The sequence below is a fragment of the Novosphingobium olei genome (assembly GCF_037076535.1).
Lineage (GTDB): Bacteria > Pseudomonadota > Alphaproteobacteria > Sphingomonadales > Sphingomonadaceae > Novosphingobium > Novosphingobium olei.
Genome location: NZ_AP029021.1, coordinates 371,748 through 387,500 on the forward strand (window position 1 = coordinate 371,748; position 15,753 = coordinate 387,500).

Annotated in this window: 14 protein-coding genes; 2 read left to right on the forward strand and 12 right to left on the reverse strand. The window is 64.9% G+C overall.

All coding sequences use genetic code 11. From position 1 onward, the window contains the following. Window positions 1-9 precede the first annotated feature (9 nt). Together ubiB and AACH40_RS01835 are read right to left on the reverse strand one after the other, a co-directional pair. Window positions 10-1,569, reverse strand: a complete 1,560-nt coding sequence (ubiB, locus tag AACH40_RS01830; protein ID WP_169494439.1) for a 2-polyprenylphenol 6-hydroxylase — start codon at window positions 1,567-1,569, stop codon at window positions 10-12. Between the two features lie 13 nt (window positions 1,570-1,582). After that, a complete protein-coding gene (locus tag AACH40_RS01835) occupies window positions 1,583-2,320 on the reverse strand; it encodes a class I SAM-dependent methyltransferase (protein ID WP_169494440.1) in 738 nt (245 codons plus the stop codon). Between the two features lie 60 nt (window positions 2,321-2,380). Between AACH40_RS01835 and mutM the strand changes: the two genes are divergently transcribed. Then, the gene (mutM, locus tag AACH40_RS01840; RefSeq protein WP_338643960.1) at window positions 2,381-3,193 is read left to right on the forward strand and encodes a bifunctional DNA-formamidopyrimidine glycosylase/DNA-(apurinic or apyrimidinic site) lyase; all 813 of its coding nucleotides are present in this window, start codon (window positions 2,381-2,383) and stop codon (window positions 3,191-3,193) included. Window positions 3,194-3,218: 25 nt separating this feature from the next. On the opposite strand, the gene AACH40_RS01845 is transcribed toward mutM, so the two are convergent. The 7 genes from AACH40_RS01845 to AACH40_RS01875 form a co-directional block, all read right to left on the reverse strand. Further along, entirely contained in the window at window positions 3,219-3,980 is a 762-nt protein-coding gene (locus AACH40_RS01845) for an NUDIX hydrolase (RefSeq protein WP_338643961.1), read from the reverse strand. After that, window positions 3,977-4,915, reverse strand: coding sequence for a DUF2889 domain-containing protein (locus AACH40_RS01850; RefSeq protein ID WP_338643962.1), 939 nt, complete (start codon window positions 4,913-4,915; stop codon window positions 3,977-3,979). Before AACH40_RS01850 ends, AACH40_RS01845 begins: the two co-directional genes overlap by 4 nt. Window positions 4,916-5,043: 128 nt before the next feature. Further along, complete coding sequence (locus AACH40_RS01855) at window positions 5,044-5,976, reverse strand: alpha/beta hydrolase (protein ID WP_338643963.1); 933 nt, start codon at window positions 5,974-5,976, stop codon at window positions 5,044-5,046. Beyond that, the gene (locus tag AACH40_RS01860; RefSeq protein WP_338643964.1) at window positions 5,973-7,031 is read right to left on the reverse strand and encodes a phosphotransferase family protein; all 1,059 of its coding nucleotides are present in this window, start codon (window positions 7,029-7,031) and stop codon (window positions 5,973-5,975) included. Before AACH40_RS01860 ends, AACH40_RS01855 begins: the two co-directional genes overlap by 4 nt. A gap of 4 nt (window positions 7,032-7,035) precedes the next feature. Beyond that, window positions 7,036-7,845, reverse strand: coding sequence for an enoyl-CoA hydratase/isomerase family protein (locus tag AACH40_RS01865; RefSeq protein WP_338643965.1), 810 nt, complete (start codon window positions 7,843-7,845; stop codon window positions 7,036-7,038). Window positions 7,846-7,899: 54 nt separating this feature from the next. After that, the gene (locus AACH40_RS01870) at window positions 7,900-8,970 is read right to left on the reverse strand and encodes a phosphotransferase family protein (protein ID WP_338643966.1); all 1,071 of its coding nucleotides are present in this window, start codon (window positions 8,968-8,970) and stop codon (window positions 7,900-7,902) included. Next, window positions 8,967-10,769: a class I adenylate-forming enzyme family protein gene (locus AACH40_RS01875; protein WP_338643967.1), complete on the reverse strand. Its 1,803-nt coding sequence runs from the start codon at window positions 10,767-10,769 to the stop codon at window positions 8,967-8,969. Before AACH40_RS01875 ends, AACH40_RS01870 begins: the two co-directional genes overlap by 4 nt. Window positions 10,770-10,978: 209 nt before the next feature. Here AACH40_RS01875 and AACH40_RS01880 point away from each other — a divergent pair, with 209 nt between their 5' ends. Next, complete coding sequence (locus AACH40_RS01880) at window positions 10,979-12,544, forward strand: long-chain fatty acid--CoA ligase (RefSeq protein ID WP_338643968.1); 1,566 nt, start codon at window positions 10,979-10,981, stop codon at window positions 12,542-12,544. A 24-nt stretch (window positions 12,545-12,568) separates the two neighbouring features. Here the strand turns inward: AACH40_RS01880 and AACH40_RS01885 are convergent, their stop codons facing one another. The 3 genes from AACH40_RS01885 to AACH40_RS01895 all read right to left on the reverse strand — a co-directional run bounded on the left by AACH40_RS01885 (window position 12,569) and on the right by AACH40_RS01895 (window position 15,726). Continuing rightward, window positions 12,569-13,435, reverse strand: coding sequence for an enoyl-CoA hydratase-related protein (locus AACH40_RS01885; protein WP_338643969.1), 867 nt, complete (start codon window positions 13,433-13,435; stop codon window positions 12,569-12,571). Between the two features lie 14 nt (window positions 13,436-13,449). After that, window positions 13,450-14,364 (reverse strand): SMP-30/gluconolactonase/LRE family protein, encoded by a 915-nt coding sequence (locus AACH40_RS01890; protein ID WP_338643970.1) that lies wholly within the window; start codon window positions 14,362-14,364, stop codon window positions 13,450-13,452. Between the two features lie 66 nt (window positions 14,365-14,430). Then, the gene (locus tag AACH40_RS01895; RefSeq protein ID WP_338643971.1) at window positions 14,431-15,726 is read right to left on the reverse strand and encodes an acyl-CoA dehydrogenase family protein; all 1,296 of its coding nucleotides are present in this window, start codon (window positions 15,724-15,726) and stop codon (window positions 14,431-14,433) included. Between the last annotated feature and the right edge of the window lie 27 nt (window positions 15,727-15,753).

A 15,753-nucleotide genomic window follows, 5' to 3' on the forward strand; every position in this document is an offset into this window, starting at 1 on the left:
CCTTGGCTTTCAGCCCCACCAGCCGAGGGTGAACCCCGCGGCAACCACGGCAGCGCCGGCGGCGCCCGAGAAGAGGTAGCCCAGCCACACAGGGAAAGTGCGGCGGCGGTCGCGATCCCACATCAGCGGAATTTCTGGGAGCGGCGGCGCTTCGGGAGCGCCACCCTTGGCCGGGAAGCGTTCCTCGATACGGCGGATGAGGTCGGGCACGCGCAGCAGCGTTTCGGCATCGGTGCGCAGCCGTTCGGCGATGGCCGCCTCGGGGCCCAGTTCGTCGCGGATCCAGCTGCGCACGAAGGGTGCAGCGGTGTCCCAAAGGTTGATGCCGGGATCGAGCTGGGTGGCGATCCCTTCGACCATGACCATCGTCTTCTGCAGCAGCAGCAGGTGCGGCTGGGTCTGCATGTCAAAATCGCGGGTGATGGCGAACAGGCCATCGAGCATCTGCCCGACCGAAAGCTCGCTTACCGGCTTGCCGCGCATCGGCTCGCCCACGGCGCGCAGCGCGGTCGCGAATTCGTCGACCGAATGGTAGCTGGGCACGTACTGCGCTTCGAAATGGATTTCGGCGACGCGACGATAGTTCCCGGTGGTCAGGCCATAGAGGATCTCTGCAAGCCACTGGCGGGCGCGGCGATCGATGCGGCCCATGATGCCGAAGTCGATCGCGGTGATCGTGCCGTCGGGTTCGACGAACAGATTGCCCTGGTGCATGTCAGCGTGGAAGAAGCCGCCGCTGATCGCTTGGGTAAGGAACGCGAGCACCAGGCGCGAGGCCAGTTCCTTGCGATCGTGCCCGGCCGCATCGATCGCGGCATTGTCGCTGATCTTGATGCCATCGATCCAGTCGAGCGTCATCACCCGGCCATTGGTGCGGTCCCAGTCGATCGAGGGTACGCGGTAGCCGGCAAAGGCGTGCATCGCTTCGGCCAGTTCGGACGCCGACGCCGCTTCGCGGCGCAAGTCCAGTTCGCGCACAGTCCAGCGCTTGAAATTGGCGATGACCATGCGAGGGCGCAGGCGGCTGGCTTCGCCACCCAGCGCTTCAAGATGGGCAGCGGCCCATTCGTAAGTATCGATGTCGCGCGCGAACTTTTCACGCACGCCGGGGCGCAGCACCTTGACCGCGACGTGGCGGCCGTCGGTGGTGACAGCGCGGTGGACCTGCGCGACCGAGGCGGCGCCGACGGGCACGGGGTCGAATTCGGCATAGAGTGATTCGAGCGGCCGTTCGAACGTGCTTTCGATCTCGCGCCGGATAAGCGCGAAATCGACGGCGGGCAGGCTGTCCTGCAGCGACAGCAGATTGCGCGCCGCTTCCTCGCCCACGAGGTCAGGGCGGGTCGCCAGCGTCTGGCCGAGCTTGATGGCAGCGGGGCCGATCGCGCGGAAGGCGCCGGCATAGTCCGGTACCTCTGGCTGGCGCGTGCCGAAACGCGCAATCCGGCAGAGCGTGCGGACCTGTGCGGGCGTGTTGGGGCTTTCTTCCAGCAGGCGCAAAGCGCCGTGCCGCGCGACGGTGCGACCCCAGCCAAGCAGGCGGCGGATATGCGTGGAAGGCCGCGTCATGCGAAGGCGCCGATCAGACCTTCCAGCCCGAATGAATCGCGACAAGCCCGCCCATGATCGGTTCCACCTTCGTGTGGCGGAAACCGGCGGTGCGGATCATTCCTTCGAATTCGCGCATCTTGGGGAAGCGGCGGATCGATTCGATCAGGTAGCGGTAGGAATCGGCATCGCCCGCGATCGCCTTGCCGATCTGCGGCACCAGCTTGTGGGAATAGACATCGTAGGCCTGGGCGAAGCCGGGCCACTCGGTGGTCGAGAATTCGAGGCAGTAGAACCGTCCGCCGCGCTTCAGCACGCGGAAGGCTTCGGCCAGCGCCTTGTCGATGTGGGTGACATTCCGGATGCCGAAGGCGATGGTGTAGGCATCGAACGTCCGATCGTCGAAGCTCAGTTCCTCGGCGTTCTGGCAGGACCATGAAAGACCGCTGATTCCGCGCTTTTCTGCGCGCTCCATGCCGACGTCGAGCATATCCTGGTTGATGTCGGAAACGGTGATGTCCGCCCCAGAAGGCGCCATGCGAAAGGCGATGTCACCCGTGCCGCCGGCCATGTCGAGGATCGATTCGCCGGCGCGCGGCTTGACCCGGCGCACGAAGCGATCCTTCCACAGCCGGTGCATGCCGCCCGACATCGCATCGTTCATGATGTCGTACTTCTTGGCGACGCTCGAAAAGACCGCGCCGACGCGGGCCTGCTTCTCCTCGGCGGGGATTTCCTCGTAGCCGAACGACACGGTCTCGGATGTGGTCATGGAATGGGCCTTTAGTGGGGAATTGCCCGGACGGCAAAGACTGTTACGGGTTGCGTCACGATGCCTGAACTCCCCGAAGTAGAGACCACCGTTCGCGGCCTTGCCACCGTGCTTGAAGGGCAGACAGTCGCGCGGGTGGCAGTCAACCGTGCCGACTTGCGCCGGCCGTTTCCCCCCGACCTTGTCCAGACGCTGATCGGCGCCCGCGTCACGGGGTTGGGCCGGCGGGCGAAGTACGGGCTTATCCATACCGATCGCGACAGCACGATGGTGTTCCATCTCGGCATGTCGGGGCGGTGGCGAATCGATCCCGAGGAATTGGGCAAGCATGACCACCTGGTGATCGAGACGGGCAATGGACACGTTCTGGCGCTCAACGATGCTCGCCGGTTCGGCTCGATCGATCTGGTCGATACGGACAAACTCGATGCGTTTCCCGCCTTCGCGGCGCTTGGACCCGAGCCGTTGGGGCCGGGGCTGACGGCCGCGCATCTTCACCGCGCCTTCGAGAACCGATTTGCGGCGGTGAAGCTGCTGCTGCTCGACCAGCGGATCGTGGCGGGGCTTGGCAACATCTACGTTTGCGAGGCGCTGAACCGCGCGCGCATCCATCCCGAGCGTGAGGCGGGCAAGGTGTCGAAACCGGCGCTGGCGCGGCTGGTGCCGGCAATCCGCACGGTGCTCGAGGAATCGATAGCCGCTGGCGGATCGACCTTGCGCGATTATGCCCGTCCCGATGGTGAGCTGGGCTACTTCGCCAAGGATTGGCGCGTCTATGGCCGCGAGGGTGAGCAGTGTCCTTGCGGTGGGACCGTCGAGCGGATCGCGCAGGGTGGCCGCTCGACCTTCTTCTGCAATCGCTGCCAGAAGTAGCGGGTCGCCTGATCGGCCCCAGGCTTTAGCGCAGCGGCGGGCGCGGGCTGAACTCTTCCCATTCGGCGTAACCTGCGTCCCGCGGGATCGCGACGACCGTGCCGCCGTCGCGTGAACTGACGACCGGGGTCAGCGGCACGATCTGGCGGCCGAGGGCGGCTTCGAAGGCGGCGCGGGGATCAGGCGTTTCGGTCAGGCGCAACAGACTGAGCTTGGTCGGGAACATGATCCCCGCATCGCCACGTCTTGCACGTTCGAGCGCTTCATGTGGTGCAATCCATTCGAGTTCGACCGTCTCCGATCCGTCGCAGCGCGCCTCCTGATCGCGGCCGATGTGGGCAAGGTAGAAGCGGGTGTCGAAGCGTTTGGGGGCATCGACCGGGGTGATCCAGTGGCCGAACGGCGCGATTGCGCGAAGGTCGAGATGGCCGCCGCTTGCCCGGACCACTTCGCGGAACAGGCTGCCGTGAGGACGGTCAGGCGGCAGCGGGCAGGTGCCGTCGCCGCCGGTCACGAGCAGTATGGAGGCTTCTTCCCAGGTTTCGCGCGCGGCGGCGATGCGGTGCGCACGTTCGTGATCGGACAGACCGTCGTGGCCGCGCAGAAGCGGGAGCCAATCATCGTGCCAATCCTCATCATCCACCACGCCACCCGGAAAGACCAGCGCCGACGCAAAGGTGGCCGCGGCATGGCGACGCACCATAAGCACTTCGAAGGGATCGTCGCGCACCAGCAGGACGGTCGCCGCCGGGCGTGGCGCTGCGGGCGCCTTAGGGGTCTCGGTCATGGAACGGCGATCTCCTTGGGCGCGCGGGCCAGCATGGCGGGAACTTCCGCCAACGACCGAACCACATCGTTCAAATGGGTGCAGCCGTTCGTCCGTCGAAGCATCTGCAGCACGACGGTGCGAAGGCTGGTTAACGGGGTGCCGACGAGGAAGCGCAAATTGGCGATGGCACCGGGGCATTCGCCATAGGGCAGCGTGCCTGCGCGCGCGTCTATGCCCGTCAGGAGGCCGGTTGCGGAGTCGGCCGTGGCCCACAGCAGGTATTCGTGCAGCGCGCGTCGACCGGTGCCTTCGCGGGTATTCGAACTGTCCTGAAAGTGCGTTTCAATGTGGATCGTAACGTTTTCCCGCCAGGCGTCGATCCGGCGGGCGCGGCGGAACTGGACCTGTCCTGTGATATCGCTGAAGGGATGCCAGCCATCCGGATCGGCAGGGTTCCGCATCGGTAAGACATCGGTGCTGTTCTGCTGCAGCACTGGCGCGCCTTGATCGATGATCCCGCGCGAGCCGGGGCGGAGGCCCAGGCAGTTGCCGAGCATGGCTTCGGCGTGCGCCTTTCGGCCTTCCTCGGTCGGTGCGGTAGCCCACCCTGGAAACCAGCGGGACCAAGCCCAGCGCGAAACGAGCGTCGTGCCCGCCAGATCATCCAGCAGGAGATAAAGCGGCGTGCCGCTCTCGCGCTCTCCAGGCAGGGCTTCGTTGAGGATACCGCGAAACTTGCCGCCCGGCCGGGCGCCTTCGAGCATTGAAAGCGCGCGGCGATGCGGCGTGGCCCTTAGCGAAACAAGCGTGCGATCCTGCGCTTCCGCGTCCAGCCGATCTTCGGCCAGGATCAGAGGTGATTGCGAGGGATCGGCGGTCCATGCATCGCGGCAGTGGCCGTCAATCATCGTCGGGCCGCGCAAGCCCGCGGGCCATGTCGCCTCGAGCGTCATCGTCCGCCTAACGGACTTGGGTCTGCGCGGCGGGGAGAGCCCGATCGGCTGCGAAGGCGCATCAGGCCAGACCGGAAGCGGATCGCCCGCAAGATCGAGCCCGCGCGTTCCTGGCTCGTGCTCGTAGCTCACGGGCGCTGCCTTGAATGAGCGAACAGGCCATTGAGCGCGGCAACCAGCGCGACGGGCTGTTCGATCATCGCGTGGTGGTGGCAGAAGGGCAGCGAAACCGGCGCGCCGCAGGTTGGCATGGCCGCGACGAAGGCATCGACTGCATCCGTCCCGGCAAAGTCGGATCGCGCGGCATGGATGTAGTCCACCGGCACGCCAAGGCCGCGCAATGCCGCGGTCATTTCCTCGCGATCGCTGGCGGCGAAAGTGTTCGGATCGAATTTCCAGCCCCAACCCTGCGGGCTGTGGCGCAGCGAGTGCTGGGCGACGTACGCAAGCACATCCTTGTCGGGCCAGGCGCCGGGCGGGCTCAGCCGATAACGGGCAAGGGCCTCTTCGCGGGTGTTGTAGAACTTTTCGACCGGAGCTTCGCCGAGCTTGCTGCCGCCTTCGCGGAACGGATGCGCATCGATTACCACGGCGCGCGCGACGAGATCGGGCGCGAGGTAAGCGGCATAGAGCCCGGTGATCGCGCCGAAGCTGTGCGCGACGATGGTGAGTGGTGCGAGGCCGGCGTCGCGCGCTACCGCCAGCACTTCGCGCGCATACTGCTTGCGGCTGTACCTTTCTCGCCGGTCGCTGTCGCCCATGCCGGACAGGTTGATCGCGGCCACGCGGTAGCGGTCGGCGAACCATGGCGCGATATGGTCCCACCAGCGGGCGTGCGCGATGAAGCCATGGACGAAGATGAGGCCGGGCTTGTCGACCTGGTCAAGGCCCCAGCCGCGATAGCGGATCCACGCGCCCTCCACTTCGACCTCGCGATCCTCGGACGAAGCGGCCCAGGCTTCCTCGAGCCAGAGACGCTGTGGCGGCGCATCGGCGGGCGGATCGTTGAAGCCCATGCCGCCGGGACGGATGGCGAAGGTCTTGCGGGGTTTGTCGCTCACCGTCCACGCTCTGCGCGCTGCGCCTGCTCCCACGCCGCTGCGGCGAGCGGGGCAAAACGGCGCGCAACCTCGTGCGAATTTGCGTTCGACGCGTTGCCGCGCAGCGTCCGCCCGATGATGCCGTGAAGGATTGCGGCGAGACGGAACATGTTGAAGGCGATGTAGAACGAAAGGTCCGGGATGCCGTCGCGCCCGGTACGTGCGCAGTACGCGGCGACGTATTCCTCTTCGCTCGGAATGCCATCGGGCCGCGCGTGCATCAGTGAATTGCCCGCTTCGCCCGGCGTGCGCCAGACCATGACGTTATAGGCGAAATCGGCGAGCGGATCGCCAAGCGTCGACAGCTCCCAGTCGAGCACCGCGGTGATCTCGGGCCGGTCGGGCGCGAACATCACGTTGTCCATCTTGTAGTCGCCGTGAACCAGGCGGCGGCTTTCGGTGTTCTTCGGCATGTTCGCCGGAAGCCACTCGATCAGCCGGTCCATGTCGGCATTGCGACCGGCAAGCTCGTCCTCGCGATATTGCTTCGAGAAGCGCGCGACCTGCCGCGCGACGTAGTTGCCGGGGCGGCCATAGTCGCCAAGGCCGATCGCATCGACGTCGAAGGCGTGCAGCCGCGCGATCGTTGCGTTCATGGAATCGTAGGCGGCGGCGCGCTCGGCAGGGGAGAGGTCGGGCAGCAACGGGTCCCAGAAGACCCGGCCGGGGACCAGGTCCATGACGTAGAACATCGAGCCAATCACCGCGTCGTCGGAGCACAGGCCGAGCACGCGGGGGACAGGAAAGCCTTGGGCGCCCAGCGCGTGCATCACCCGGAATTCGCGGTCGACGGCATGGGCCGAGGCATGGAGGAGACCTGCAGGTTTGCGGCGAAGCACATATTGCCGCGCCGGCGTCGACAGGCGGAAGGTCGGATTCGATTGCCCGCCTGCGAACTTCTCAACGGTCAAGGGTCCAGCATAGCCTGCAACGTTGGTGTCCATCCAGCGGGCCAGCGCCGCCTCGTCGAACCGGTGCCGCTCCTCGACCGGGCCTGCCGTCCGTTCTGCACTCATTTGCTCATTTGCCCTTGAACACTGGTTCGCGCTTTTCGAGGAAGCTGGCGACGCCTTCCTTGTGATCTTCGGTTTCCATCAAGCGGCGGATCGCCTCGATCGCCCAGGCGCCGATTTCACGCGGGTTGCCGTACGAATGCCGCGTCAGGCCTTCCTTGATGAAGCGCAGCGCCAGCGGCGGGTTGACTGCGATGCGCGCAGCAAGGGCCTGCGCCTGCGTGAGAAGCTCGTCGTGCGGCGTAACCTCGGAAACCAGCCCGATGCGCAGCGCCTCGGCGGCATCGATCACGTCGCCGGTGAACATCAGCTCTGCCGCCTTGGCGGGGCCGACGATCGCGGGCAACCGATAGAAGCCACCAACGTCGGGCACCAAGCCCCGCTTGATGAACATTTCTGAGAACTTCGCCTTTTCCGAAGCGATGCGGATATCGGCATAGATCGCCAATTCCATGCCCCAGCCAATCGCCGCACCGTTAACCGCAGCAATCATCGGCTTTTCGCATTCGAGCGCGGCCATGGCGGCAGGCGTCGGTGCGTGTTTGACAATGGTCAGCGCCGAGCGGGTTGCAGCGAAGGACTTGGGCCCGGCCATGATCTCGGCCACGTCGTCGCCCGAACAGAAGGCCGGGTCCGCTCCCGTCACTATCACGCAGCGCACTTCGTCATCGGCGGATGCCGACTTCAGCGCGGCTTCAAGCTGGGCGTAAGCATTCCAGTTGAGGGCGTTGCGCCGGTGGGGGCGATTGAGCGTGATCGTCGCCACGTGGTTCGCGACGGCATAGATCACATCCTCGGCCGGCTTCTCTTCGCTCATCGGCATCCTCTCCTTGACCGGCGCCCGCGTTCATCGCGGGTCGCCACGGTGTCATCAGCTGCGGTGGAGCAATGTCAGGGCCTGCTCGGCAAGGAACGGGCAGCCGTTCTCGCCGACCTGCGCGGTCGGCGTCTGCCCGGCGAGGGCGCGGGCATAGACCCCGTGGCTGATCGAGGCGAGGCGGAAGACCGAGAACGCCAGCAGGAAGTTCCAGTCGTCGAGCCCGTCGCGGCCGGTGCGCTTGCAATAGGCATCGACCCACTGCTGTTCCGTCGGGATTCCCGAGCTTGCAAAGTCGACGCCGTCCAGCGAGCCCCAGCCGGCGCCATGCGAGTGCCAAAGAAAGCCGGAGTAGCCGAGATCCGCGAGCGGATGGCCGATGGTCGAAAGCTCCCAGTCGAGCACGGCGACGATGCGCGGCTCGGTTGGGTGGTACATGACATTCTCGAGCCGGTAGTCGCCATGCGCGATGGCGACCGACTGATCGGCGGGAATGCGCGCTGGCAGTTCCTCGATGAGTTGCTCCATCGCCGGCACCGGCGGCAGGGGACAGTCGCGGTACTGTCTTGTCCAGCGCGCGATCTGGCGTTCGAAGTAGTTGCCGGGCTTGCCGTAGTCGCCAAGACCCACGCCCTGCCAGTCGACCTTGTGCAGCTTGGCGAGCGTGGCGTTCAGGTCGTCATAGATCGCGGCGCGTTCCGCCGGTTCCATTCCCGGCAGGGTCGCATCGCGGAAGATGCGACCTTCGAGAAAGTCCATGACGTAGAACGTCGTGCCGATGATGTCGGGATCGGTGCACAGGCCACGCATCACCGGCACCGGGACGTCGGTGGCGTTGAGCGCCTTCATCACCTTGTATTCGCGGTCGACCTGATGCGCGCTCTGCAGCAACTGGCCCGGCGGCTTCTTGCGCAGGACATAGCGTCTGTCGCCCGAGATCAGCAGGAAGGTAGGGTTCGATGCGCCGCCAGCGAACTGGCGCACTTCGAGGTTGCCGGCATAGTCCTCGACATTGGCCGTCATCCACCGATCGAGCGCGGCTTCGTCGAAGCGGTGCTTGTCGGTCACCGCGCCGATGCGCTGGCCAACGCCCTCTTCCTTCACCTCGGCGGTGCTGGCGCTCATCCCTTTCGTCCTTCCATCCATTTGATCATTTCGGCCCTCAGCACGGGCTTGAGCGTCTTGCCGCTCGCGTTTCTGGGAAACTCCTCGGTGCGCACGTCGATCGCGACCGGAACCTTGAACGGCGCAAGGTGGCGGGCAACGTGCGCTCTCAATTCGGCCTCGGTCACGCTCTCGCCGGGCTTGAGCTGCACCAGCGCGCCGACTTCTTCGCCCAGCACCCGGTCTGGCAGGCCGACCACCGCCGCATCGATCACGGCGGGGTGCGCGACCAGCACGCTTTCGACTTCGACGCAGTAGACGTTCTCGCCGCCCCGAATGAGCATGTCCTTCTTGCGGTCGAGCAAGTAGACGAAACCCTCTTCATCGATGCGGCAGACGTCGCCGGTGTGGTACCAGCCGTCGGTGAACGCGGCCGCCGTGCCTTCGGGATTGTTCCAGTACCCCGCGACGACGTTGGGCCCGCGAATGCACAGTTCGCCGGAACCGCCCTTGGGCACATCGTTGCCTGCATCGTCCACCACCTTCAGATCGACGCAGGGTACGGCGATACCGACGCTTTCGGGGTGGGTCAGGTAATCTTCGGCGCTGTGCGTCGCCGAAACCGACGACGTTTCGGTCGCACCATAGCCCTGGCCCACTGGGAACCAGGGAAAGACCTGGCTGAAACGGATGGTCAGTTCCGGAGCGATGGCCGCGCCGCCGTAGGAATACCCTTCCAGGCTGGACAGGTCGCGCTTCGAAAAGTCCGGCGATTCGAGAACCTGCCAGACCATGGCGGGGACACCGGTCGTGGAATTGACGCGCTCGCGCTCGATCAGTTCAAGGAATCGCTCGGGATTCCACTTGTACATCAGCACGATCTTCGAACCGCCGACGATTGCCGGCACCATCATCGAATTCGTGCCTGTGACGTGGAACAACGGCACGGGAATCAGCAGCGTCTTCTGCGGAGGCGATGGAGCGTCAGGCTCGGGCAGCGGGGGCAGGCTTTCACCCCGGCGGATCGTGGCACGCGCACCGTTGAAGCCAAGGCTCACCATGTTGGTCATGATGTTGCGATGCGAACCCATCGCGCCCTTGGGCCGCCCGGTCGTGCCGCTCGTATAAAGGATCGTTGCGAGATCGTCGGTATGGCACTGCGGATCGGGCATAGGATTGTCGGTCAGGCTGCCATAATCGCAAGGCTTGCCGATCAGGCTTTCGAGCGTGATCGCTCCGTGGCCAGCCTCGCCGCGCGTGACGATCAGTGCGGCAAGGTCGAGCTTGCTCGCTTCGGACGCCAGGCGATCGAGCCGCTCCCCATCGACGATGGCGACCTTGGCTCCTGAGTTTTCGATCCCGTAGGCCAGTTCCTCGCCCGTGCCCCATGCGTTGAGCGGGGTCAGCACCGCACCGATCGAGGCACCTGCCCAGAATGCGATGATCCATTCGGGCAGGTTCCGCATCGCGATCGCCAGCCGGTCGCCCTTGGTCACGCCGAAGCGTTCGGCCAGAATGCGGCCCAGCGTGCCCGCCGCACGGAACGCTTCGTCATAGGTCAGCCGTTCGTCTTCGAAGACGATGAATTCGCGCGCACCCCAGCTGCGCCCGATTTCGAACACCTCGCGCAAGGTGCCCATGGCGTTGACGTAGGTGCGATACGTCCGGCCGCGAATCTCTGTCTCCTGCATCTCGAACGGCGCTCCAGGCGCGGTGAGGATGCGATAGGTTTCGGCGATGCTGACCGCCGGCCATCCCTCCGGAATCTGCCCGGGGCGGACTTTCGGTGCGGCCTCTTGCGGGCTTGCAGCGGGGTTCATGATCACACTCTCTCCCGGGGCAATCATCGTGGATGGGAAAATCCAGCAGAGCCCTCGACTTGGGCCTTGGGTGCCATTAGTTAATTGCTTAGTCAAACGGTCGCAGCGCCTTGGCGCGTCGTTTCTTGCACGGAAGCGACGGTTGCCCACACGATTGCGAAAAAGTCGCGCAGTCGGAATCAATCCGACGCCGATCGAGAGGATGGCCAATGCTGGTGGGAGATATTCCGGTACTCGCCGCGCATCGCGCGCCCGATGTGCTGGCGGTGCAGTTTCAGGGCCGCGCGTGGACCTATGCCGAACTGCGTGACAAGTCCTGGGCGCTCGGCAACGCACTGCTGCAGATCGCGGGGCAGGGCGATCGCATTGCCATCCTCGCAGAAAACTGCCCGGAATATGCGCTGGCCTATTACGGAGTACCGGCGGCCGGCATGGCGCTTACGTTCCTGAACTATCGCCTTTCCCCGCGCGAGCTAGCCTGGATCATCGGCAACGCCGAACCGTCGGTGCTCATCGTCGAAGACAAGTTCTTCGGCGCGATCGAACAGATTCGGGCCGAAATACCAACCGTGCGGCACATTGTCTCGATCGGGCAAACGCAGCCCGGGACGCTGGGGTTCGACGAGATCCTTGCAACCGGAGAGCCGAGTCCTCCGCCAGTGCAAGTGCGCGAAGACGATCTTGCCTGGCTGCTCTACACCTCGGGAACGACCGGACTGCCGAAGGGGGCGATGCTCAGCCATCGCAACGTCGTTGCCGCGGCGATGAACAGTCTTGTCAGCTGGGACAAGGATCCGCCCGACGGGCCCGACCCCGTCTTCATGCTGACGTTTCCGATGTATCACGTTGCCGGCTACGCCCTGCTGGTAAACCACCTCCGTGCCGTGCCTGCGGTCATCATGCAGAATTTCGACATCGAGGTGTTTTTCGCCACGATCGAACGCCACAAGGTGACCGCGCTGAGCCTGGCGCCAACGATGATCGCGATGCTGCTCAATCATCCGAGCCGGCCGAACTACGACCTCTCGTCATTGCGCAACATCGGTTACGGCGCCTCTGCGATGCCGGTTGCGGTGCTTCTGCGCGCGCGGGAGATCTGGCCGCAAGTGCGCTTTGCGACCGGGTTTGGCATGACCGAGCTTGGCGGAAACGTGATGGTGCTGACTGCAGAAGAGCACGACCGCGCGGTTGACCAGGGCCTGCCGATCCTCAACTCGGTCGGGCGGCAGATGCTGCTGTCTCGCGTCCGTGTCGTGGATGGCGAGGGCAGGGACATCGCTCCGGGAGAAGAGGGCGAAATTCTCGTCAAGGGCGACCAGGTGCTGTCGGGCTATTGGCGCAATCCCGAAGCGACCGAAAGGTCGTTTGTCGACGGCTGGTTTCATACCGGCGACGTCGGACGCTGGAATGCGGAAGGCTACCTGTGGATCGTCGATCGCAAGAAGGACATGATTGTGACCGGCGGCGAAAACGTCTACCCGCGCGAAGTCGAAGAGGTGCTCTACAAGCATCCCGCCGTGCTGGAAGCTGCGGTCGTAGGCGCCGAGGACGAGAAGTGGGGTGAGGAGGTCGTCGCCGTCATTTCCTGCCGCAATGGCCACGCCACGACATGTGCCGACCTTGTCAGCCATTGCCGCGACCACATTGCCAGCTACAAGAAGCCGCGCGCCGTCGCCTTCGTCGATGAGCTGCCCAAGAACGCATCGGGCAAAGTGCTGAAGCGCGAGTTGCGCGACTGGATCAGGGACGGCCGCCTGGTGCTGCTGCGACCTTGAGCCAGTCCGGCGACCGCCGGCGGCCTACCACCAAGGGTAGCCGCTCGGCATGTCGCTCGAAACCTTGTTGGGGAACTGCGGCTTGCGCTTCTCGATGAACGAAGCGACCCCTTCGCGCACGTCGCCGCCCGAGCCCAATTCCATCGCAAAGGCGCCATCGATCTTGAGCAGGTCGAATGGAAGTTCGGCAGAACCGAAGCGCCATATCATCGCCCGGGTGAGCGCGACCGACACGGCCGAGGTGTTCTCGGCAATGCCGAGCGCGATCTCGCGGGCGCGTGCCAAAAGCTCGTCGTGCGGCACGACTTCGCTGACGAGTCCGCCACGCAGCGCTTCTGCAGCATCGAATACGTTGCCTTCGATCGACCAGCGCAGCGCCTGCGCAGTGCCCACAAGGCGGGGCAGGAACCATGCGCTCCCCGCTTCCGGCACCAGCCCTCGGCGGGCGAAGACGAAGCCGAAGCGCGCCTGATCGGACGCGATCTTTATATCGGTCGGCAGGGCCATGGTGGCGCCCACGCCCACCGCTGGGCCGTTGAACGCGGCGATGGTCGCCTTCTTCGAATTGAACAGGGCGCCGATGAACCCGCCATCACCGCCAAGCCCACCGTCCCCACCGGTGCTGCGCGCTACGCCGAAGTTTTTTGCACCTTCGCCCGACTTGGTGTCGAAGCTGCCAGCCCCCGCGGAGATATCGGCGCCGGCGCAGAAGCCCCGCCCCGCACCGGTCAGGACGATGACGCGCACTTGGTCGTCATCGTTGGCACGGCGCACGGCGGCGGCCAATTCGGCGCCCATTGTCGCGGTGAACGCATTCAGCTTGTCAGGCCGGTTGAGCGTGATCGTCGCGACTGGTCCATCGACGGCGTAGAGGATGTCGGAATAGTTCATCGGCGCAGCGTCCTTCATGCGTTGAAGTTCAGCTTGAGGCCCGGACGCGGCCAGCGGGCCTTGTACAGCTTGCCCGTGCCCGAACAGGTGATGAATGCGGTTTGCATGTCATCGCCGCCGAAACAGATGTTGGTGGTCAGCGGATCCGGGAATGCATACTGCTCCCACGTGCCATCCGCCGGGTCGAACGACGTGATCCCGCCGTTGACGAGCGTTGCCACGCAAACGCGGCCATTGGCTTCGACGGCCAGGCTGTCGAACAGCTGGTAACCCGGAAGAGGCCCCATCACCTTGCCCGCGCTGTAGCGGTCAGCAGGCGCGGCGATCTGGCCCGGTCCAGCAATATCGAAGTGCCACAGCCGCCCAGTGGTTGTTTCTGCGACATAGACCGACTTGCCATCGGGCGAGAGGCCGACACCGTTGGGCGTGGTCATGCCATCGCGGGCCAGCACGATATGCGAGCCGTCGATGGTGGCGTAGTGGAGGTGGCCGACATGGCTGACGTTGCCGTCGCTTTTGCCAAGGTCGGTGAACCAGAAGCCTCCGTCGGTATCGAACACGATATCGTTGGGGCCGCGCAGCTTCACGCCCGCGCATTCGTCATAGACCGTGGTGACTGCGCCCGTGGACAGATCGACGCGCTGGATCGAACCGGAAACATAGTCATCTGGCGTGCCATGCGGCGCAAGGATGCCGTCGGCTTCGTGCCACTGGAAACCGCCGTTGTTGCAGACATAGACTGCGCCATCGGGGCCGATCGCCGCGCCATTGGGACCGCCGCCCAGGTGCGCAACGATCTCCTGGCGCCCGTCGGGATGGACGCGGGTCAGCGTCTGGCGCTTGATCTCCACCAGCACGACCGAGCCATCGGCCATGGCGATAGGGCCTTCGGGGAACTGAAGGCCCTCCGTGACGAGTTCGAATTCCATTGTCGTTTCTCTCCCGGTGGGGGGAAGCCGCAATCCAGCATCCCCCCTGTCAACCCTCGTCGCGGTTTAGCGAATGCCCGGCACGTGAAGCTTGGCGGCTTCGGCGTTCTTGGCGCGGGTCAGGTCGTCGGCGTACTTGCCGAACTCCATGCGCGCGATCGTGCGGGCGTGGACTTCGTCCGGACCATCGGCAATGCGCAAGCTGCGCTGGCCGGCCCACATCCGGGCAAGACCCGGATCGCTGGTGACGCCGGCGCCGCCGAAGGCCTGGATCGCGTCGTCGATGATCTGCAGCGCCATGTTCGGGGCTTGCACCTTGATCATCGCGATCTCGAGCCGGGCCGACTTGTTGCCGGCGCGGTCCATCATGTCGGCCGCCTTGAGGCAGAGCAGGCGGGTCATCTCGATGTCGATGCGGGCCCGCGCCACGCGCTGTTCCCACACCGAGTGCGACGATACCGTCTTGCCGAACGCGACGCGCGACTGCAGGCGACGCGCCATCTTTTCCAGCGCCACTTCGGCGGTGCCGATGGTGCGCATGCAGTGATGGATGCGGCCAGGCCCGAGGCGGCCCTGCGCGATCTCGAAACCGCGACCTTCACCCCAGATCACGTTCTCGACCGGAACGCGGACGTTCTCGAGCAGCACCTCGGCATGGCCGTGCGGAGCATCGTCCCAGCCGAACACGGGAAGCATGCGCAGGATCTTGATACCCGGCGTGTCCATCGGCACGAGCACCTGGCTCTGCTGCGTGTACGAACCGGCCGAAGGATCGGTCTTGCCCATCAGGATCGCGACCTTGCAGCGCGGATCGCCCACGCCCGAAGACCACCACTTGCGCCCGTTGATCACGTAGTGATCGCCGTCACGCTCGATGCGGGTCTCGATATTCGTCGCGTCCGACGAGGCAACCTGCGGCTCGGTCATCAGGAAGGCGGAACGGATTTCGCCATTCATCAGCGGACGCAGCCACTGTTCCTTCTGCGCGCGCGTGCCATAACGATAGAGCACTTCCATATTGCCGGTATCCGGCGCGGAGCAGTTGAACACCTCCGAGGCGAAGCCGACGCGGCCGAACAGTTCGGCCACCGGTGCGTATTCCAGATTGGTCAGCTGCTCGCCTTCGAACACGAAGGTGTCGTCAAGCTGCGGCTGGCCGGAATGTGGCGGCATGAACAGGTTCCACAGGCCGGCAGCCTTGGCCTTGGCCTTCAGTTCCTCCACGATCGGGATCACCTTCCAGCGCTCTCCCTCTTCGTGTTGCTGCTCGTAGATCGGGATGGCTGGATAGATGTGCTCATCCATGAAGCGCGAAACGCGGTCGATCCAGTACTGCTGCCGATCGGTATAGGTGAAGTCCATTCGGGGCATCCTTCCGTAAGATTGTGG